Origin of the sequence: Sphingobacterium spiritivorum ATCC 33861 (genome assembly GCF_000143765.1) — a bacterium.
GTDB classification, from domain to species: Bacteria; Bacteroidota; Bacteroidia; order Sphingobacteriales; family Sphingobacteriaceae; genus Sphingobacterium; species Sphingobacterium spiritivorum.
This window is the reverse complement of sequence record NZ_GL379770.1, coordinates 71263-91750: the sequence shown is the minus strand read 5'-3', so window position 1 is coordinate 91750 and position 20488 is coordinate 71263. Positions and strand designations below refer to the sequence as shown.

At 40.2% G+C, this 20488-nt stretch carries 20 protein-coding genes; 15 read left to right on the top strand and 5 right to left on the bottom strand.

Annotated features, from left to right (window positions below; all coding sequences use genetic code 11):
- Positions 1-89: 89 nt before the first annotated feature.
- Positions 90-1253: a BamA/TamA family outer membrane protein gene (locus HMPREF0766_RS00430; protein WP_002992771.1), complete on the top strand. Its 1164-nt coding sequence runs from the start codon at positions 90-92 to the stop codon at positions 1251-1253.
- Here the strand turns inward: HMPREF0766_RS00430 and HMPREF0766_RS00425 are convergent, their stop codons facing one another.
- Positions 1254-1778 (bottom strand): hypothetical protein, encoded by a 525-nt coding sequence (locus HMPREF0766_RS00425; protein ID WP_002992769.1) that lies wholly within the window; start codon positions 1776-1778, stop codon positions 1254-1256. It lies immediately after the preceding gene.
- Between the two features lie 165 nt (positions 1779-1943).
- Here HMPREF0766_RS00425 and HMPREF0766_RS00420 point away from each other — a divergent pair, with 165 nt between their 5' ends.
- Positions 1944-2795 (top strand): transglutaminase-like domain-containing protein, encoded by an 852-nt coding sequence (locus HMPREF0766_RS00420; RefSeq protein ID WP_002992767.1) that lies wholly within the window; start codon positions 1944-1946, stop codon positions 2793-2795.
- Here HMPREF0766_RS00420 and HMPREF0766_RS00415 read toward each other — a convergent pair.
- Positions 2792-3949, bottom strand: coding sequence for a hypothetical protein (locus tag HMPREF0766_RS00415; RefSeq protein ID WP_002992765.1), 1158 nt, complete (start codon positions 3947-3949; stop codon positions 2792-2794). The genes HMPREF0766_RS00420 and HMPREF0766_RS00415 overlap by 4 nt on opposite strands.
- A 152-nt stretch (positions 3950-4101) precedes the next feature.
- Here HMPREF0766_RS00415 and HMPREF0766_RS00410 point away from each other — a divergent pair, with 152 nt between their 5' ends.
- The 13 genes from HMPREF0766_RS00410 to HMPREF0766_RS00355 all read left to right on the top strand — a co-directional run bounded on the left by HMPREF0766_RS00410 (position 4102) and on the right by HMPREF0766_RS00355 (position 16821).
- A complete protein-coding gene (locus tag HMPREF0766_RS00410; RefSeq protein ID WP_002992763.1) occupies positions 4102-4752 on the top strand; it encodes an epoxyqueuosine reductase QueH in 651 nt (216 codons plus the stop codon).
- A 122-nt stretch (positions 4753-4874) separates the two neighbouring features.
- The gene (locus HMPREF0766_RS00405) at positions 4875-5411 is read left to right on the top strand and encodes a YceD family protein (RefSeq protein WP_002992761.1); all 537 of its coding nucleotides are present in this window, start codon (positions 4875-4877) and stop codon (positions 5409-5411) included.
- A gap of 14 nt (positions 5412-5425) precedes the next feature.
- The gene (gene rpmF / locus HMPREF0766_RS22015) at positions 5426-5617 is read left to right on the top strand and encodes a 50S ribosomal protein L32 (protein ID WP_002992760.1); all 192 of its coding nucleotides are present in this window, start codon (positions 5426-5428) and stop codon (positions 5615-5617) included.
- A 104-nt stretch (positions 5618-5721) separates the two neighbouring features.
- Positions 5722-6660, top strand: a complete 939-nt coding sequence (gene plsX / locus HMPREF0766_RS00400; RefSeq protein WP_002992759.1) for a phosphate acyltransferase PlsX — start codon at positions 5722-5724, stop codon at positions 6658-6660.
- 6 nt (positions 6661-6666) lie between these two features.
- On the top strand, positions 6667-7656 hold the full coding sequence (locus HMPREF0766_RS00395) for a beta-ketoacyl-ACP synthase III (protein WP_002992758.1): 990 nt from the start codon (positions 6667-6669) through the stop codon (positions 7654-7656).
- Positions 7657-7732: 76 nt separating this feature from the next.
- Entirely contained in the window at positions 7733-8209 is a 477-nt protein-coding gene (accB, locus tag HMPREF0766_RS00390) for an acetyl-CoA carboxylase biotin carboxyl carrier protein (RefSeq protein ID WP_002992757.1), read from the top strand.
- A gap of 75 nt (positions 8210-8284) precedes the next feature.
- Positions 8285-9649 (top strand): acetyl-CoA carboxylase biotin carboxylase subunit, encoded by a 1365-nt coding sequence (accC, locus tag HMPREF0766_RS00385; protein WP_002992756.1) that lies wholly within the window; start codon positions 8285-8287, stop codon positions 9647-9649.
- 75 nt (positions 9650-9724) lie between these two features.
- A complete protein-coding gene (gene tatC, locus HMPREF0766_RS00380; protein ID WP_002992755.1) occupies positions 9725-10603 on the top strand; it encodes a twin-arginine translocase subunit TatC in 879 nt (292 codons plus the stop codon).
- A gap of 5 nt (positions 10604-10608) precedes the next feature.
- Complete coding sequence (gene rpiB, locus HMPREF0766_RS00375; protein ID WP_002992753.1) at positions 10609-11049, top strand: ribose 5-phosphate isomerase B; 441 nt, start codon at positions 10609-10611, stop codon at positions 11047-11049.
- A 54-nt stretch (positions 11050-11103) separates the two neighbouring features.
- The gene (locus HMPREF0766_RS00370) at positions 11104-12672 is read left to right on the top strand and encodes a M28 family peptidase (protein WP_002992752.1); all 1569 of its coding nucleotides are present in this window, start codon (positions 11104-11106) and stop codon (positions 12670-12672) included.
- A 189-nt stretch (positions 12673-12861) separates the two neighbouring features.
- Entirely contained in the window at positions 12862-15552 is a 2691-nt protein-coding gene (locus HMPREF0766_RS00365) for a carboxypeptidase regulatory-like domain-containing protein (RefSeq protein WP_002992750.1), read from the top strand.
- A 57-nt stretch (positions 15553-15609) separates the two neighbouring features.
- Positions 15610-16524, top strand: coding sequence for a DnaJ C-terminal domain-containing protein (locus HMPREF0766_RS00360; protein ID WP_002992748.1), 915 nt, complete (start codon positions 15610-15612; stop codon positions 16522-16524).
- A 3-nt stretch (positions 16525-16527) separates the two neighbouring features.
- On the top strand, positions 16528-16821 hold the full coding sequence (locus HMPREF0766_RS00355) for a chaperone modulator CbpM (RefSeq protein ID WP_236590573.1): 294 nt from the start codon (positions 16528-16530) through the stop codon (positions 16819-16821).
- Between the two features lie 20 nt (positions 16822-16841).
- Here HMPREF0766_RS00355 and HMPREF0766_RS00350 read toward each other — a convergent pair whose 3' ends face one another.
- From HMPREF0766_RS00350 to HMPREF0766_RS00340, 3 genes are read right to left on the bottom strand one after another with little or no spacing between them, the layout of a single operon-like run.
- Positions 16842-17759: an alpha/beta hydrolase gene (locus HMPREF0766_RS00350; protein WP_236590574.1), complete on the bottom strand. Its 918-nt coding sequence runs from the start codon at positions 17757-17759 to the stop codon at positions 16842-16844.
- A gap of 14 nt (positions 17760-17773) precedes the next feature.
- Positions 17774-18760 carry a pectinesterase family protein gene (locus HMPREF0766_RS00345; protein WP_002992740.1) on the bottom strand — a complete coding sequence of 329 codons (987 nt, stop codon included), beginning with the start codon at positions 18758-18760 and terminating at the stop codon, positions 17774-17776.
- A complete protein-coding gene (locus HMPREF0766_RS00340) occupies positions 18760-20406 on the bottom strand; it encodes a glycoside hydrolase family 43 protein (RefSeq protein WP_052646362.1) in 1647 nt (548 codons plus the stop codon). The genes HMPREF0766_RS00345 and HMPREF0766_RS00340 overlap by 1 nt, the downstream gene beginning before the upstream one ends.
- Positions 20407-20488: the final 82 nt, after the last annotated feature.

Here is a 20488-nt window from a genome sequence, read left to right as displayed (position 1 = left end):
CATAACGACAATGTATCTGATATGCAAGGGAATAATTTTCAGCTCAAGATTTCAATTTATTAAATCCGGTCAATATCCTATATTTGAAAATGCAAAAATTGATCTCCAAATCCATGCTTGGCAGTATTAGCATGGCTGTTTTTCTTTTAATTTTTCTTCCAAATTCATATGCTCAGGAGCAGAATCTTGTTCAAAAATTTAAAAATAAATTCCTTTCCAGTGAAAAAGATTCGACCAGATCGGCAAGTTTTATGGTTTTACCGGCAGCCGGATATGCACAAGAGTCAGGTTTCGAATACGGAATTGCGGGCACTTATAATTTTTATGTAGACAAATCTGACGCCACAAACCGCACATCAAGTCTGATTCTGATGGGAACAATGACCACAAAAAGTCAAAAAAACATAAAACTCAACAGTGACATCTGGACAAAAAATAACGATTACCATATTCTTTCTGAATTCAGATACCGTGACTGGCCTTTCAATTTTTACGGATTGGGTAATAATACATGGGAATCTGATGAAGATAAGATAGGCCAGAAATTGTTTCGCGCCCGCATCGATGTAGAGAAAAAGATCACTTCTTCCTATTATGCAGGAATCAATATCAATTATGAACACTTTAAATACGAAGATCAGGAAACCGGCGGAATATACGATCAGCAGGATCTGATTGGTAAAACAGGCGGGCAATTTCTGGCCTTTGGAATTTCTCAGCTCTTTGACACCCGGAATGTAACCACTTTTACGACTAGAGGATATTATGCCAGACTCCGTTATGCCTATGCTCCTGACTTCTGGGGTAATGAAAATTTCAGAGGCAATCTGTTTGATATCGATCTCCGAGGCTTCTACCCTGTTTCAAAAACGCTGTCTGTAGCTATACAGGGAATCTACAGATCTACTTTCGGCGAACGCATTCCTTTTTATCAATACCGGGATCTGGGCGGAGATAATATAATGCGCGGTTATTATCTGGGCAGATATAAAGACCGTAATTATATTGCAGGCCAGGCTGAATTGCGTTACCGCTTTCACCCGCGTTTTGGAATAACGGGCTTTGGAGGGACAGGTAGTACATTTTCTAAAGAGCATGACATCCGTCTTGTACCAAGCTATGGAGCAGGTATCCGCTATTTCTTTAGTCTGGAGCATAGCAGTACGGTTCGTTTTGATTATTCTTTCGGAGAAAAAAGACCGGGAGAAAAACGGCAATCCGGATTTTACCTATCCATAAGTGAGGCTTTCTAATCAGAAACGGGGAAACCTCAGCTTAAAATTCTGTTTGCGCTGACCTTGTCTGAAGATGATCAGACCAAAATAAAACAGATCTATTGTTAAGGTTACCCTTTCCGCCTGTTGAACTTGCTGCCAGGCGCTCTGCCGCTCTCTGTTGAAATAAGGTTCATCCCATATATATATAGTATGCCTTCCGGCGCGATGAAACTCTTGCTGCTCCGGAAGCTCATCCTTACTGATCAGAATGGCTTGTTTGAAACAATCCTCCGGAGTCTCCACAACATCCTGCTCAGCCTCATTACCTCTGTTGTCTGACAGGGAATGAACAGTCTGTATTCCGAGATGATAAAGTATGCGGACTAATGCGGCTTTTTTCTTCGAACTCCAACCGCTCAGGTTGATTTCAACTCCTTTTGCTGATCGTTGATAAATAGCTTCATCAGCGAGTTTGTATACAAAAGGTGAATGTGTCCCGTGACGGGTATTTGAAGTAAGGGCGTGTATAAATCCGGAGCATCTGTATCTTAAAGAAACCATGCCACAAACATAATAAAAAGTTGATTTGTGTAGCATCATATCTGTAACAGTTGCCTTCCCTCCTGCTGATAATCATTTACTATAAACCTGACAAAAGGTGGTAATTTCTTTAATATGTTGACTTTTCCCACTTTTAAATAAAAGAAATTTTAATTAAGTTTGAATATGAGCGATAATGAATTAAAGGCTTTAATCTCATTACTGGACGATCCGGACACTACTATTTTTGAGGAGATCGAACAAAAACTGATTACGTGTGGTCCTGAGGTCATCCCCTCCCTTGAATCTTCCTGGGAAAGTTCTTTCGATGTATTGATGCAGACACGGATTGAGAATATTATTCACAAAATCCAGTTTGATCAGATCAAAAATGAGCTGCAGGTATGGAAGATGAGTAATTCATTTGATTTGCTTAATGGCTTACTCATTATCAACAGATATCAGTATCCGGCAATGAATGTGGACCAGATTATGTTTCAGCTGGCCGAATTAAGAAGAGAAGTCTGGTATGAACTGATATACGATATGAGTCCTTATGAAAAGGTCAAACTCATCAATCATGTATTGTTTCAGGATTTTGGCTTGTCAGGTAATACAGCTAACTATCATGATCCACAAAATTCCTATCTGAATAAGGTGCTGGAAAGCAAGAAGGGCAATCCGATTACGCTGGCCTGCATCTATTGCGTCATTGCGCAACGTCTGGATATCCCAATTTACGGAGTCAATCTGCCGAAACACTTTGTGCTGGCTTATATGAATGAGGATAACATGGATTCAAAGCCATTGTTTTATATTAATGTATTCAATAAGGGGCAGGTGATGAAGATGGAAGATATCCTTTCGTTCTTAAAACAACTTAATCTGGCACCGTCTCCGGAATACGTATTGCCTTGCGATAACGTAGCTATTATAAAAAGAGTGCTAAGAAATTTGATTTCCTCCTATACCCAGATAGATAATATGGAGAAAAAAGAGGAAATCGAAATATTGCTGGATCTGATGGAAAAAGATTAATCTCTTCCGTCGAAGTATATCCCTTCAGGAATCATTTCCACATTGATACCTGTTTCCGGAGTCTTATCTACTTTTAATCTGGCATCAGGAGCTACGTTACCATTATCTGTAATTTTGAATCTGGATATATACCTTGAAGATTTATCCACTACAAACATGAATGTGCCATTCGCCCGTTTATCAATAGAAACATCCACAGGCTCAATAAGCCCTGTACTTGCCCCCTGAATAGTCCGGGTTGGTGTAATTTCGCCTGCCGGAAGTTTAGAAAAGTTTTCAATGATATATATTTTTCCTACTGCAGAAGGTCCTTCTCCCGTATAATCAGTCAACACCAGTATATCCTTCAAAAGATGGTAAGAAATTCCTCTTACTTTTGAAGCTCCGGCAATTGTATGCATTTGTGTATTGGAATAATCAGCCAGCAACGTATCTAGGTTATTGACAACATTAGGCAATACCATGACGCCGCCATTGGGCCCCGATATAGAAGCATACAAGGTTTTTCCGTTTATGGCCAATCCCCATGGTGCTCTTTCTTCACCCAGACCGGCTAAGGTAATTTTCTGTCCATACCTGACATACCCGTTTGCAATAGCACTATTGAATTTATAGATTCCTACAGGTTGTACATCCCTATTAATACCTGTCCGGCTTGTTTTGGTAACATACAGGAATCTGGGCTCATTATTATTCTCCGGAATATTAATAGCCATACCTCTGACACTTCCCATTACACTGTTTTGAATGCTATTGGTACTGGCCGGAATACCATTGAGATTATAACTCATATGTCGTAAGACCGTATCACTTAATCCATTCTCATTTTTAGGAGACTGATAAATGCGCTGTACAAAAGGATCAAAATAAAGAGTTGCTCCGCCTTTAACTCCTGAGGTAATGGATATATTGCGTAATTTGAAGATAGTAGACATATCCCCTCCGTTTGTCAATACAGAATCTGCATTATCAATGATACCTATAGTAGGGAAAGGAGTAGCTCCGTCACGGTAATTTGAAAAGGATATATATAAACGTCCGATTTTTCCTTTCGTAACAGGCGGTTCATCATCTGAACGTTCACAGGATACTATCCCGGTGATCACACTTCCGACCATTAAAGATAAAATCAGGGCTTTGGAGAATTTCTTCATTTTACAATGCTAACTTAAATGCTGTTACAAATGTATAAAATAGTTATCTGAAAAGAGGACGTATTGTACAGCCTTCTTGCTACATTAACAGTCAATTGTTGCAAATATTGTGCAATTTCGTTAAAATTGCAACGCATTTAATCAGGACTGGTATGGACGGTAAAGAATTTAAGCGTGAAAAATTAGAACTCCCGAACGAAGGCAAAAAACTATTGCTTCATTCGTGCTGTGCCCCGTGCTCCGGGGAAGTAATGGAAGCATTAATTGCCTCGGATATTGACTTTACTATCTATTTTTACAACCCCAACATCCATCCACGTAAGGAATATGACTTGCGTAAAGATGAAAATATACGTTTCGCAGAAAAGCACAATATCCCTTTCATAGACGCAGACTATGACGTTGATCATTGGTTTGAACTTGCGAAAGGCATGGAACAGGAGCCTGAACGCGGGATAAGATGTACGATGTGCTTTGATATGCGATTTGAAAAAACAGCAGAGTATGCGGCTAAAAATGGGTTTGATGTCATCTCCAGTTCATTAGGTATTTCTAGATGGAAAAACATGGAGCAGATCAATGACTGCGGACTTCGGGCGGCATCCCGTCATGAAGGCATGGAATACTGGACCTTCAACTGGAGAAAGAAAGGCGGATCGGCAAGAATGCTGGAGGTCTCCAAAAAAGAAAAATTCTATATGCAGGAGTATTGCGGTTGTGCATATTCTCTTCGCGACACGAATCACTGGAGATTAAAAAACGGACGTGACCGTATAGAATTAGGAAAAAATTACTACGAATAATAACTCCCCTGCATACGTAATTCAGGAAGGTTTATCAAGCCATTTGAGGCTCTCAAATAAATTGAAAAAAATTTCCTTTCTATAAGATTTATAATTACCTTTGCAGGCTCAAATGCAGAATTGTGAAATATCTAAAACAATATAGGATACCCTTTTCAGGGCTGAATGCAGGGAAACACAGTTTTGATTTTGACATTGAAAAGAAGTTCTTTGATTGTTTTGAGCATTCCATTGTCAAAGATGGAAACTTAAAAGCTCAGGTAGACTTGCAGAAGCAGGAGAACATGTTGATTGTCCACTTTACTATTACCGGCACGATCAAACTGACCTGCGATGTATGTTTGTCCGAATTTGACTACCCTATCGATGTAAAAGAGCGGATCCTTGTCAAATTCACAGATGAAAACTGGGAAGAAGATACCGAAGAAGTAATTGTTTTATCTAAAAATGATTACGAATTTGACATTGCACATTTACTCTATGAGTATATCAATGTAGCAGTACCTTACTACACCAAGTGCAGCGAACAGGGCTTAAATCAATCATGCGACCCGGAGATGTTGGCGAAAGTCAATCAAACCGAGGAAGAAGAAGAGAACAGTGCAGAAGAACACATTGACCCCAGATGGTCGGCATTAAGAAATATAAAAAATAACTAAAACGGAAATACGAGATGGCACATCCAAAGCGTAAAACTTCTAAATCAAGAAGAGACAAAAGAAGAACACATTATAAAGCAGAAAAACCTAGCTTAACAGTTTGTCAAGAAACTGGCGCGGTTCATTTACCTCACCGTGCTTACACAGTAGATGGAAATTTATACTACAACGGTAAATTAATCATCGAAAATACAGCTGTTGTCTAACAATCTTTCAAGACATTAAACATCCCAAAATAAGTGTAAAATTTATCTTTTATGCTTTACTTTGGGATGTTTTTGCGTATTATTGAATCGAAAAATAATAACGAATGAAGATTGGTTTAGATATTTTAGGAGGGGATTTTGCTCCGGAATCCACAATTTTAGGAGCTATTGAAGCTCAGAAAGTGTTGCCAACAGAACAACGTATTGTTCTTATCGGTGACGAACATGCTGCTAAGCAGCGTATCCAGGAATTAGGAGCTCGAATCGAGGATTTTGATTTTGTACATGCTCCTGATAATATTGGAATGGGTGAACACCCGACCAAAGCAATTGCCAAAAAACCGGATTCCAGTATAGTAAGAGGTTTTGACCTTTTGAAAAACGGAGAGATAGACTCTTTTGCTTCAGCAGGTAATACCGGAGCTATGTTGGTCGGTGCTCTTTTCAGCGTGAAGGCAGTACCGGGAATTCTACGTCCGGCCATCGCCACTAACGTTCCCAAACTCAAAGGTGGCAGCGGACTGTTGTTAGACGTAGGAGCTAATGCAGATTGCAAACCCGAAATGCTAAATCAATTTGCTATCCTTGGAAGTCTTTACATTGAACATGTATTAGGCATAAAATCTCCTAAAGTCGGATTAGTCAATATTGGCGAAGAAGAAGAAAAAGGAAATATCCTTACAACCACAACCTATCCACTGCTCAAAAACAATTCCCAATTAAATTTTATCGGTAACATTGAAGGAAGAGATCTTTTCACAGATCTGGCTGATGTAATGGTATGTGATGGATTTACAGGTAATGTTATTTTGAAAATGGCGGAGTCATTTTATGTGGTGACCAAGAAAAAGAAAATAAATGATGAATTCTTTGATAGATTCAATTACGAACAATACGGAGGCACCCCTATTCTGGGTGTGAATGCTCCTGTTATTATAGGACATGGTATTTCTCCTCCGGAAGCTATCAAAAACATGGTTTTACAATCAAGAGCAATGATCGAATCGAATTTTATCGATAAGATCAGATCTGTTTTCAATTAACGTATTATGTCAAAAATTCATGCAGCTATTACAGCTGTTAATGGCTATGTTCCTGACTATGTGCTTACAAATAAGGAGCTTGAAACAATGGTTGACACCAATGACGAGTGGATTGTCTCTCGTACGGGTATCAAAGAAAGACGCATCCTGAAAGGGGAAGGTAAAGCTACTTCAGATCTGGCTGTGCCTGCAGTATTGGGTCTTTTGAAAAAAAGAGGAATTACTGCTGAAGAGATCGATCTGATTGTTTTTTGCACGAGTACCCCTGATATGTTGTTTCCGGCCACTGCCAATATTCTTGCAGATAAGATTGGCGCTAAAAATGCCTGGGGATTTGATTTGCAGGCCGCTTGTTCGGGATTTTTATTCGGACTGAACACAGCCTCACAATTTATTATATCAGGTACCCACAAAAAAGTATTGGTTGTCGGTGCTGATAAAATGTCTTCAGTAGTCAATTACAAGGATCGCAACACCTGTATCCTCTTTGGTGATGGATGTGGTGCTGTATTATTAGAACCCAATGAAGAAGGAATGGGCATTCAGGATGCTATCCTCAAAACGGACGGATCAGGCGGACAATACCTTAATATTAAAGGCGGAGGTTCTTTAAATCCTGCAACACATGAGACCGTAGACGCCGAAATGCACTACGCTTATCAGGAAGGCCGTACTGTATTCAAATTTGCAGTAACCAATATGGCTGATGTGGCAGCGGAAATAATGGATAAGAACAATCTGACATCTGCAGACATCAACTGGTTAGTACCTCACCAGGCCAATAAGCGTATCATCGATGCAACGGCTGAACGTGTAGGTCTGCCCGAAGAAAAAGTAATGGTAAATATCCAGAAATACGGAAATACAACCAGTGCTACTATTCCAATGTGTCTTTGGGAGTGGGAGAATCAATTGAAAAAAGGAGACAACCTGATCCTTGCTGCATTCGGCGGAGGATTTACATGGGGTTCTATTTATTTAAAGTGGGCATACTAATACCCTATTTATTTATTACCTTTACAGGCTAATTTTTTTGAAACATTAAACATTTAAACATCTAAAACCTGCTAATATGAGTATGGATATTAAACAAATACAAGATCTGATTAAATTCGTTGCAAAATCTGGTGTAAATGAAGTTGCAATCGAAGAAAAAGATTTTAAAATCACAATAAAGACTAATCAGGAACCTACAATCGTTACAGCTACTGTACCTACTGCTGCTCCTGTTGCAACGGCTTTACCAGCTGCTCCTGTTGCCACTGCACCAGCTGCTCCTGTAGCCGTAGCTGCTGACAACAATGCAAACTACATCACTGTAAAATCTCCGATGATCGGAACATTCTACCGTGCTGCTGGTCCTGGTAAACCAAACTTTGTTAATGTTGGCGATGAGATCACAGCAGGAAAAGTTCTTTGTATCGTAGAAGCAATGAAACTTTTCAACGAAATTGAATCTGAAGTTTCAGGTAAAATCGTCAAGATCTTAATTGATGACGCTAAACCTGTTGAATACGATCAGCCATTATTCCTGGTAGATCCTAGCTAAGAATATACTTCTCTTATAAAGGAGTATTAGCACATTCAGCGAGAAATCGCATAACAGAAACATCAATTAAGACTCATGTTTAAAAAAATATTAATTGCCAACAGAGGTGAAATCGCCTTACGCATCATTCGCACGTGTCGTGAAATGGGCATTAAGAGTGTTGCGGTTTATTCTACAGCAGACAGAGATAGTCTTCATGTCCGTTTTGCGGATGAAGCGGTCTGTATCGGACCTCCGCCAAGTAAAGATTCTTATTTAAATATCCCTAATATCATTTCTGCAGCAGAATTAACGAATGCAGATGCGATCCATCCGGGGTACGGATTTTTATCCGAAAACGCTCGTTTTTCTGCTATCTGTGCGGAGTACGGTATCAAATTTATCGGTGCTACTGCAGAACAGATCGAAAAAATGGGAGATAAATCTTCCGCTAAAGCAACTATGAAAGAGGCTGGTGTTCCTACAGTACCGGGTTCTGAAGGCCTGTTAAGCAACGTAAAAGAAGGGATACAACTTGCCAATGAAATCGGATATCCGGTGATCATCAAAGCTACAGCAGGTGGCGGTGGTCGCGGAATGCGCATCATCTGGAAGGATGAAGATTTTGAAGCTGCATGGGATTCTGCACGTCAGGAATCTGCAGCAGCTTTCGGTAATGACGGAATATATCTTGAAAAATATGTTGAAGAGCCTCGTCACATCGAAATTCAGGTTGTAGGTGACCAATACGGAACCGTATGTCACTTATCCGAACGTGATTGTTCGATTCAGCGTCGTCACCAAAAACTATTGGAAGAAGCTCCTTCTCCGTTTATTACACCTGAACTTCGCCAGACAATGGGTGAAGCAGCTATAAAAGGTGCTAAAGCTGTTAATTACGAAGGTGCCGGAACAATTGAATTCCTGGTAGATAAACACCGTAATTTCTACTTTATGGAGATGAATACCCGTATTCAGGTAGAACATCCCGTGACAGAAGAAGTTATCAACTTTGACCTGATCAAAGAGCAGATCAAAGTTGCGGCAGGTATTCCTATCTCCGGAAAAAATTACGAACCAACTATGCATGCTATAGAGTGTCGTATAAATGCTGAAGATCCGTTCCAGAACTTCCGCCCTTCACCAGGAAAGATTACGAACTTCCACTCTCCGGGTGGACATGGTGTCCGTGTAGATACACACGTGTATTCCGGATATACTATTCCTCCGAATTATGACTCTATGATCGCTAAACTGATCACTGTAGCGCAGACCCGTGAAGAAGCTATATCGACAATGGAAAGAGCATTAAGCGAATTCGTTATCGAAGGTATTCATACAACTATCCCTCTGCATTTGAGAATCTTAAAGGATCCGAATTTCAGAGCCGGAAACTTCACTACTAAATTCATGGAGACTTTCGATCTGTCAAAGTACCCTGAAGAAGAGGAGAATACATAAAATTTCTTTTACAGAAGCAAAAAATACCATTCTTACCAATAAGAATGGTATTTTTGTTTTTCGCGATCATGTATTATGAGTAAAATGACTAAATCAAGCCTGGTTCAAGCTATTAAAGATAAAGGAAAGAATATTGAAGGAGAAATGTCCTTTTTTGACCATTTAGAGGTCTTAAGATGGCATATTATCCGCTCTGTATTAGCCGTAGCCGTATTTGCGACATTAGCTTTCACCTTCTACGACTATGTGTTCAATGAAATTATTATGGGCCCTAAAAAGCTTGATTTCTGGACCTACAGAATGATGTGTAAAGTCGGTGAATTACTGCATATTGATGGTTTTTGTGTGGAGAGAATCCCATTCAATATTATCAATACCGAGATGGCAGGTCAGTTTATGCTACAGATTAACTCCTGTCTGATTACAGCTGTTGCCTTAGGATTCCCATATCTTCTCTTTGAAGTATGGCTGTTCGTCAAACCGGCGCTGACGGATATAGAAAAGCGCTCAGCAAGAGGATTTGTCTTCTATGCGACTATCCTGTTTGCATTAGGAGTGCTCTTCGGATACTATATCGTTGTTCCGCTTTCGGTAAATTTTCTCTCTAACGTATCGTTAAGTGAAGAGATCACCAACCAGATTACCATTGACTCTTACCTGTCTACTATTGCGACCCTGTCTTTAGGTTGTGGAATAGTATTTTTATTACCAATCCTGATTTTCATTTTATCCAAGATCGGATTGATGACACCCGAATTTATGCGGGCGAGCAGAAGATACGCTGTCGTTATCATTCTGGTAATTGCGGCCGTGATTACACCTAGTGCAGATGTCATCACTATGCTTACGGTGAGTGCGCCTATGTTTATCCTTTATGAGATCAGTATAATGGTATCAGCGAATGTAAAGAAGGCAAGAGCTGCGAAAGAAAAAGAATTTTATAGCAATAAATAGAGAATATGAGTTCAGTAAAAACCATCGCTATCGGAGGCGATCATGCAGGATTTGATTACAAAAAAGAACTGATCCCCTTTCTGCAGGAGTTGGGTTATGAAGTAAAAGATTTTGGAGCACATTCTACAGATTCTGTAGATTATCCGGATTTTGCGCATCCTGTAGCCTCTGCTGTGGAGAGCAAGGAGTTTGACAAAGGTATACTTATCTGTGGTAGTGCCAACGGTGTCGCGATCACAGCCAATAAGCATCAGGATATTCGTGCTGCAATATGCTGGCTCGAAGAAATTGCAGCATTAGCCCGTCAGCACAATGATGCAAATATTGTATGTATTCCTGCCCGTTTCATTAGTCTGGATCTGGCAAAAGCAATCGTCAAAACATTTATGAGTACAGATTTTGAAGGCGGCCGTCACGCTAACCGCGTCAATAAAATCTCTTGTTAATTATAACATTTTAGGGTAGCTCACCGCTACCCTATTTAGTAAACCTATTTTCTGATGAAAAAACTTCTAATACTTCTGAGTGTCCTGCCTTGGTTATACAGCTGTGCTTTTGCACAGGAGCCTGTTCAGAAAAAATACGCTGAAATGCTGAATGAAGAGAGCGCTAAAAAACATCTTACTATTTTATCATCTAAAGAATACGAAGGTCGCGGTACCGGACAGAAAGGTGGCGAAAAAGCAGCTCAATACATCGCAGCTGAATTTAAAAGATTAGGACTGAAAGCTCCGCAATCCGGTTATTTTCAAAAAATAAATCTCAAAAACAGACGTTTTGAAGTCAATCAGTTTACTATAGGAAGTAAGGATTTCAAAAACGGAAAAGACTTTTTTATTCTGGGGGATAATGAAAAGACGGTTATAAACACTAATGACATCGTATTTGTCGGTTATGGTATTGAGGATACAAAATATAACGATTATGCGAATATAGATGTCAGCAATAAAGTAGTTTTACTGATTACAGACGATGAACCTACAGATAAAAGTGGAAATTCCCTGATCACAGGTACTTCGAAGAAATCAGAATGGAGTACTTCCAGAAATAAAAAGCTGCAACATCTGATGAAAAAGAATCCAAAGTTAATTCTGGCAGCTTCAGTCACAACCGAACTCATGCTGAAAAGAATGGCCGGAAGATTGACAGGAGGCTCTTATGAATTACAAAAGGATAAGGAAGAAGCTGAAAAGCAGACTTCAGTCACGCCTGCAGTCGTTTTTATTACCCCTGCAATTGCAAATGATATTCTTCAGGTAAAGAACACATCTTTTCAGAAATTTAAAGAAAATAACAGCGTACAATCTACTCTGATCCCCGTAAAGTTTAATGCAGAATACGGAATTACAGAAGAAATGCTTAATGACGCAAATGTATTAGGTCTACTGGAAGGTACAGATCTAAAAGAAGAAATAGTGGTCTTATCGGGTCACTATGATCATGACGGGATCGATGAGAACGGCACTATTTTTCCGGGTGCTGATGATAACGGCTCCGGCACGACCGGAGTATTGGATCTTGCCCGCGCCTTTGCTCAGGCTAAGGCTGATGGTCATGGCCCGCGCCGGAGTATCCTTTTTATTGCTTTTGCAGCAGAAGAAAAAGGTCTCCTTGGATCCGAGTACTACTCGGAGAATCCTGTCTATCCCTTGTCCAATACTGTTGTCTGCCTGAACATGGATATGATAGGCCGTATTGATGATAAACACCTGAATGGAAATCACAATTATATACATGTTATCGGATCAGATAAACTAAGTTCCGAACTACATGCAATCAATAAGAAAGCAAACGATGATTTCACAAAGATGGAACTGGATTATATGTATGATGATCCCAAAGATCCTTTGCGCATCTATTACCGATCGGATCAATATAACTTTGCCAAACACAAGATTCCGGTTATTTTTTATTTCTCAGGATTACATCCACATTACCATACTCCGGAAGATACTATTGAAAAGATAGATTTTCCGATGATGGTCAAACGTGAAAAGTTAGCCTTTTACACCGCCTGGGAAATTGCCAACCGGGATAAAAGACTTGTCGTAGACAGTAATAAAGAATAAAAAATTCTACTTCTTAACTAAGTTGTAAAAAGCCTTTCTCGGATTACGGAAAAGGCTTTTTTGCAGTGTGAATTGGCTTTAGGGAAACAAATATATCCTCCCAATTAGTTAATAATTGTTAATTAACATTTATTAATTATCCCGTTAAATATATTTTAATATTATTGTAGCATAATCAATAAACCCTTTATGAAATTAGTGCTACTCGGGCTTTTCATGCTTATGTATCAGCTTTCCTTTGCTCAATCTTCCGGATTAATTTCGGGTACTGTACACAATGCTGAAGACAAGATTTTGGAAAAAGCTACTGTAAGTGTTCTTAATAAAAAAGATTCAACTGTTATTTCTTATACACTGACTGATGAAAAGGGAAATTTTCGTCTGATTAAACTTCCGGTGGAACGGGAGCTTCTTCTCTATATTTCGCACATATCCGGACAACCTTTCCAGCAGACTTTATCTCTTAAGGATCATGAAGCAAAAAATATGGGCGTTCTCAAACTATCCGAAAACATGCTGGAAGAAGTCAGCATTACAAGTGCCCCTCCTATCCGCATGTCAAAAGACACGCTGGAGTATAACACAGCTTACTTTAAAACCAGACCAAATGCAAACGTGGAAGAATTACTGAAACAGCTGCCGGGACTTCAGGTCAATATGGATGGCACGATCTATTATCAGGGAAAAGAGGTGTCTTCAGTCAAAGTGAATGGAAAAGATTTTTTTGCTACGGATTTAAAAATCGCTACCCGAAATCTGGATGCTTCTCTTATTAAAACGGTACAGGTGTACAGAGATAAGGGGGAATCAAAGCGAATTGTTGAAAATGAGGAACATCTTCCCGTAACAATCAATCTTAAGTTTAAAAAAGATTTTCTGAAAGCGGATTTTGGAAAAGTTTACGGCAGTGGTGGTACCCGCAAACGATATGAGGCCGGAGGTCTGTTTAATACTTTCAGAGATACCTTACAATTAAGTTTTATAGGATTCGGTAATAACATCAACAGACAAAGTTTTGACTATGGTGAACTGCAACAGCATGCCGGCCTTGGAAGAGCAGAGAACTACGGATTTGATAATTTCGGGGGAAGGAATTACTGGGGGATCGGCAATGATGTTGCAGGTGGGTTCAATCTCAATAATGACTGGGGAAAGAAAACAAAACTCAATCTCATGTATATGCTTTCCTACAACGAAAATAACAGCGAAAACAGGAATAGCAGTACCTCGCTTTATGACGGAGAGAAGCAATTGGGCACATATTTCTCTGACGCACAAAGCAAAGCATGGAAACACAATATCAAGACCTTGCTTCGGCATCGTTTTGACACAACGGCATATTTTGAATTTACCCCTCGTCTGCAATTAGAAAACACTAAAAACAAGAATAGCAGTATCGGAGAAAACAGCACGGAATCTGCTATGCTCAACAGAAGTGAAAACAATAGTAACAGAGATCAGAAAAAACTGACCTATGAACATGGATTTTTTATTGAAAAGCAAATAACACCAAATCATGTTGTTTCATTCAGAAATAATCTAAACATCAATAGTGGTCAAAATGATAATATCAATGAGCAAATCGCTCTTATATACAAACAGAATGATGGATCTGCACGCAACATATGGCAGAATATGAATGCGAAAAAAAGATCTAACACCTTTGGAAACTCCTTTAATTATGGTAATAAGACTATAAAAAAGCTCAATTTTGAACTTTACTTCACCTTTAACACTTCCGGTAACCGCTCTATGGAATCACTCCTGCTCAATAAAGATAACACGGGTACGATACGGGCTACGGAACTGGAAAACAGTTACAAATACAGGGATCAGGATTACATATCAGGAGTAAAGTTCTTTTGGAAGCCTGTAGATAAGTTATCCGTTAATTTCGGGACAGCTTATCAGACCAAGAAGAATTATTTTGATTTTCTGGATATAGCGCCGGATATCAATAAAAACCAAAGCTATTGGCTGCCTAATATTTCTGTACGATATAAAGAACTGGAACTATCATGGGCTAAAGATCTGGAGGGTCCGGAGACACAGCAAATTGTAGTCCAGCGCAAGGATCAGGATCCACTGTATACCGTATTGCCTTCTCTTAATTTCGATAATATCGAACGCCAGGATTTCAGATTAAGCTACAATAAGTATGCACAGAAGTATCAAATGGGAATCAATGGCGGATTTAACTTTAAGAACAGAAGCGTTGGGTACAAAAGCTGGAGAGAGAATGAAACCGGACACTATACCATGCAGGCATTTCAGTCCGGCAAAGTCAGCAGTGCTAATGCTTCTTTCTACCTGCGCTATAATATACTGACCGGTAAAAAATGGCAACTGTACTTTTCTCAAAACTCGAATAGTTACAGCTATCAGAATTACTCCACCATCAATGATATTGCTAATAAATCTACGACCTGGTCCAGTACCTTCACACAGGAATTATCTTTCATGTGGAACAATCTGATAGGCATATCCCCTAAGTATACTTTCTCTACCAATCGGAATTTTAATACCGTCAAAGATAATCCGGATTTTATTGAAAGTCAGTACAAGACACATACTTTTGGCATGGGCTTAAATATTAATCCGATAAAAGGGTTTTCTCTGGAATCCAGTTATTCGCTTGAAAACAGAGCCAGTGGCCTGAATGCACGACAAAATTTTAATATCCTGAATGCTTCTGTTTTCTATAATATCAATAGCCAGTCCCAGATCAAATTATCGGGTTTTGACATACTCAATCAAAATAGCAGTAACTATTGGGGTGTACAGGGGAATACCACCTATTATGTAAATTCAATTGTATTACGCCAGTACTTTTTACTGGGATATGTACATAAATTTAATCTGATAAAGGTAAAAGATTAAACCTTTCTGTAAATTGTATGTTTTCAAATAAACACGTAGTCTAAAGCAATATTTAAAATGGCATTTGTAGATTATTATAACATATTGGGACTGGATAAGTCCGCTTCTCAGGATGATATAAAAAAGGCTTACCGTAAACTTGCCCGGAAATACCATCCTGATCTCAATCCGAATGACGAAACAGCAAAACAAAAATTTCAGGAAATCAATGAAGCAAATGAAGTGCTTACAGACCCTGAAAAACGTAAAAAGTATGATCAGTACGGAGAAAACTGGAAACACGGGGAAGAGTATGAGAAAGCGCAACAGCAATACAGACGAAACCCGGGAGGAGGCAACCCATTTGCCAGCGGAGGCAGCGATTCAAATACATACTCCGGAAATTTTGATGACAGTCAGTTCTCCGATTTTTTCGAGCAGATGTTTGGAAACCGTCGTGGCGGAGGAAGACAAAGCACATTCAAAGGTCAGGATTTTAATGCGGAGTTACACCTCACCTTACAGCAAGCTTATACTACGCATCAGCAGACTTTTACGGTCAACGGGCAGAATATCCGGATCACGATCCACGCTGGTGTAGAAGACGGGCAGAAGATAAAATTAAAAGGACACGGCAGCGAAGGAATAAACGGAGGACCTAAAGGAGACCTCTATATTACTTTTACTATTGATAAAGATCAACGGTTCAGAAGAGAAGGAAATGATCTGTATACTAATCTGGATATTGATCTTTATACCGCTGTTTTAGGCGGAGAAGCAACCCTGGATACCTTTGGTGGCAAGGTTAAACTTAAGATCAAACCCGAAACGCAGAACGGAGCTAAGATGCGCTTAAAGGGTAAAGGATTTCCGGTCTATAGAAAAGAGGATCAGTTCGGAGATCTGTATGTTACGATCAATGTACAAATCCCGACACAGCTCTCTGAAGAAGAGAAAGCACTATTCAAACAATTAGCTGAACTAAAAAAGTAAGTGATGGAAACTACAAAAATTAAGGTAATAGACTTTTGTCATTCCAGAAAGGTGGAGGCATCTTTTATTCAAATACTGAGGGATAGCGAATTGATCCATATCACTGTAGAGCAGAATGTGGAATATGTGGATGAAGATGAGTTGAGAAATCTCGAACGATTTGCCGCCTTATATTATGATCTGGATGTCAATCCGCAAGGAATAGAGGTCGCACACCATTTATTGCAGAAGGTAGAACGTCTGCAGGAAGAATTACGTCTGCTACAGGCAAAAATGAGAAGTCTGGAACAGGGCTAACCTTCCGGCGACGTATAGATCTACAATACCCGATTCAGAAAGTGATCTATTTTTTCCAGCATTGGAGTAAACCAGGGCTCATAAAACCAAAAAGTATGGGGCGAAGGATCAAAAGTACAGACTTCCGTATCTGTCCCATACTTTTTCAGCTTCAGGATCATATCCTCCCTTCCGGCATGAAACCGAGGAAATGAGCTGTTCAGGAATAGGACAGGAGCGGTTCTTTTACTGACCTGATACAGGGCTGACGCCTGTTCCCAAATTTTAGGGACCTCTTCATATTTACCTCCCAGCCATAAGGCAGCTACTTCACCTTCTGCAGATTCGGGATGATGAAAGGCTAATATACCGTCTATATTTACAGTAGCCTGAACCTGCTTGCGTCTGTCTGAATAAGTATTGGTTCCCAGCAGGCTGGCAAGCTGACCGCCTGAAGACGTACCCAGTGTTACTATTTTTCGTTTATCAATCTGGTATTGATCTGCATGCTTCCGGGCCCATACAATCGCATCTTCCAAATCATGCACTGCTGCAGGATACTTTGCCTCCAGAGATAATCTGTACCCGACACTGAGTACCACATATCCCCGAAGAGAAAGGTTAGAAGCAAAGCCGGCCATCATATCCTTATCACCCGAACGCCAGCCTCCGCCATGAATCATAATGACACAAGGATATTTCCGATCTTGTTTAGCAGGAGCATATATATCCAAAAGAAGTTTTCTGTCTCCTATTTCTTTGTAAAGAATATTTTTTTGAGTCCGGATATCGTCTCCTTTATATTCGGTAACTGTTCGGATATCCGGAAATTTTTTCCGATCCTTCTGATAAGCGCTGTTAAGTGTAAAACTGGTATCACGCGGGAAATCAGATTGAGCTGATACAGCAGCTGTCAGCAGAATAAACAGAAGAATAAAGAAACTACGTATATACTTCATATCGAATAGCATTCTTATTGATTTTTCAATGGATTCCAGTCCCCGAAAACTTTTTGGAGAGCATAATCCTTATTATTGTACTTCCTCCATTGCCGGCTCCATGTTACACGTCCCGAAAGATCTGCGGCGCCGGCCCCATAATTAGCCATCTCGATGTAAGTGGCTGTCTTATGTTTGTCCGGAAACATTTTATCTCCGTCCCAGGGATCCCAGCCTTTAGCTGTTATATGCTCCCCCAGTTCACAACGGATAAACACTGTTTTGGCATAAGGTCGCCATGGTCTGCCCAGATACACTTTAGTTACCGCTTTATCTTTGGTTATCAGTTTACAATCTTGAAATATAAATCCAAATGCCGATTGTTGGGTCGTAGATGCAGCAGTGATATATGAATTGCTCCGGCTCTCGATAACGCAGTTTTTAAAAAAGGCAGTGGCAGCCCCAAAAATAAAATCGGTCGATCCGGAGATATAGCAGTCCTCCACATAATTTCGGGTACCATCTTTCGCCAGATAAAAAGAATCCTGCCACCCTGATACACTGCAGTTTTTGACGGTCACTCTGTCCGCTTCCAGATGTAAAGCCACTGCCTGACCTACAGGGCCTGCAGTATTTTCAATGGTCAGATTTTCCAGTCTCGTATCATTACCCTGTACCAGAACTGTATAGGACAGGTAAGTATTTATCTTATCCAGTCCTTTTGTCTTATCAGGATTAACCTTTCCTGAAAAATCATCATACTGGATAATCGTTCCTTCTCTGCTCTCTCCCACGATATGGATATAACGTTTCCAAGCCGGAATAATCAGTTTCTCGCGATAAATACCGTTCCTTACTAATATCTGTACAGGTTGTTCAAAATGATCTCTTACTGCATAAACGGCTTCCTGTATAGTTCTGAAATCAGCCGTCCCCTGCTGTGCTACCGTGAGTTTCAGGGGTTGCTGCGCAAACACAGTTGTACACAGCATCAGACACCATATTGTGATCTTAGTCTTCATTATCTGAGTTTTTCTATCCGCAACCAATCTACATCTGCATATCCGCTGTCGTTGATCTGCTGATCGCGAATAGCGTACAGACCGAGGGTTGCTCCTATCCATCGCCCGGGTTTAGCCACAAACTTGTCCTCTATCGCTATAAATTTCTGCCCGTCCAGACTATATGACCAATTACAGACAGCCCCCTTCCTGACTTCTACCCGAAGATAAACATATTGTTCCTTCTCCACTTTAGTCAATAGCTTTTCCTGTTCCGTTCCCGATTTCAATCCGTTTATACATTTTGCATAGTACAGCGCAGGTCCCTCAGCCGATTGCCGGATAAACAGGGTAGAATAATTTTCTCCCAATACTGTGAAACCTGCTCTTTCATTCTTTAACTTATCATTAGGAATAAGCTTTAGCTTTGTCGTAGCCATGAATTCATCTGCAGGCATTTTCTGTGTAAGGATATTTGGTACATCCAGTAAATTCTTATACGAAGAAGGTACGTTTACCGTATACAATTTGAGATGTCCGGCATCATTTGGCATCAGCCAGCTTCCTTCCGGATTTGCCTGCCACTGCCACTGTTTACCTAATAAAGTCGTTTCAAACTCATCGGATTCAGCAGGAGTCGCTACAGGATAAGTCTTCCCTACGTCCGGCTTTTTGAACTTCATTACAGGTTCGCCTGTTCCTGTCCCCTTTTTATCTGTGCCAATGACAGGCCAGTCATTCACCCACTTCATAGGCTGCAAATGTACGACACGTCCATAGGCATCTTTATCCTGAAAATGTACAAACCAGTCTTCTCCGTTTTGTGTATCTATCCATGCGCCCTGATGAGGTCCGTTGACTGGCGTATTTCCCTGATGCATGACTACTTTGCGCTCATATGGTCCATAAATATCCTTAGACCGGAGTACCAGCTGCCAGCCTGTAGAGACTCCGCCTGCGGGAGCAAACAGATAATAATAGCCGTTACGCTTATATACTTTAGGTCCTTCAATTGTCGGGTCCAGTTTATGTCCGTCGTATACAATTACTCCCCTGTCCAATACCGCTGTCCCCGCTTCATTCATACGTGCTATGGCCAAGACACTTTTCAATCCTGCACGACTACCTGCATAAGCAAAAGCCAGATAATGCTTTCCGTCTTCATCCCGGAAGGGACAGGGATCGATAAGTCCCTTTCCTTCAAATACCAGAACAGGATCAGACCACGGGCCTGCCGCATCTTTTGCTTTCACCATATATATGCCATAGTCAGGATCGGGATAATAAATATAAAACTCATTATTATAATAACGGATAGCCGGAGCCCATACCCCGTTCCCATGCTGCACTTTCTGAAATACATCATAAGGCTTCTGTTTCGGAAGAACATGCGTTAAGATAGTCCAGTTTACCAAATCCTTCGAATGCAATAAAGGAATCCCGGGAACATGATTGAAGCTGGAAGCTATCATATAAAAATCATCTCCTACACGAATCGCATCAGGATCGGAATAGTCTGCATTCAAAATAGGATTTTGGTAATAACCATCTCCCAGATCAGCTACCCAGACACTGGAGGGTGAGCCCTTTGGTTGTTGAGCATACACAAAATGACTTAATGAACTAATACTATACAACAGGAATGAAATTTTCAATGGTAGTCTCATAGGACAGAAATAAGGTTTACAATTTTTAATGGCTTCTATAAACCATCCGGCAATCGGTCAGTACAAGGATAGCCCATTTACA